The sequence below is a fragment of the Alcanivorax sp. HI0083 genome (assembly GCF_001635175.1).
Window position 1 is genome coordinate 1 of sequence record NZ_LWFX01000438.1, and the last position, 707, is coordinate 707.

General features: G+C 55.9%; 1 protein-coding gene and 1 pseudogene. One reads left to right on the forward strand and one right to left on the reverse strand.

Annotation, left to right across the window (positions count from 1 at the left end):
- Positions 1-261, reverse strand: a pseudogene (locus A3754_RS04500) (multidrug ABC transporter permease/ATP-binding protein); the annotation flags it as partial.
- 204 nt (positions 262-465) lie between these two features.
- Here A3754_RS04500 and A3754_RS04505 point away from each other — a divergent pair.
- Positions 466-707 (forward strand): TetR/AcrR family transcriptional regulator (locus A3754_RS04505; RefSeq protein WP_156496785.1); only part of this gene is annotated, 242 nt, incomplete at its 3' end.

The window sequence follows — 707 nt, forward strand, 5'->3', positions numbered from 1 at the left end:
CAGATCCCGGCGCAGGCCGTAGACCATCCGGTGTCCCAGCACATGCAGGGTCATCTGGGCAGCCGTGGCAGTGACCAGCAGCGCCACCAGCAACAAGGCAAACTGCAATAGCACCACCGGCAAGTCCGCACCACCGGCCAGCAACCGCTGACTGATAAACGCCAATACCGCCACACTCAATACCGCGCTCAACACACTGAGCACGGCCACCGCCACGAAGGCTTTCTTTTTACGGGAAAATAACAGGCCCATCAGGGTCATGAGAGATGTCCGCCTCCTTGGACAGGGAAAGCAACAAAAGAGAATCGCAATGATATTGATTCTTATTTATTAATCAACCTTGTTTTCGTGCGGTTAGTCCCGTTTTGGCTACACCCTTACCACTGCCTTGTTTATTGATGCCCACCGTCATTGCCGGAAAGTGTCCTGCTCAATACCATTGAGTGACAGTACAGGACTTTCTTCATGACCCAACAGCTCAGCGAGCGCGGCCAGCGTCGCCGACAGGCACTGCTTGATGCCGCCACCCACACCTTCCTGCAGCATGGCTATGAACGCACCACGCTGGACATGATCATTGCGCAAGCAGGTGGTTCGCGCCGCAGCCTGTATGAGTATTTTGGCGACAAACGCGGCCTGTTCAGCGCGGTCATTGCCCACCATGCCCACAAGATGGTGCACGATATCCGCAGCCTGGAACTGGACGG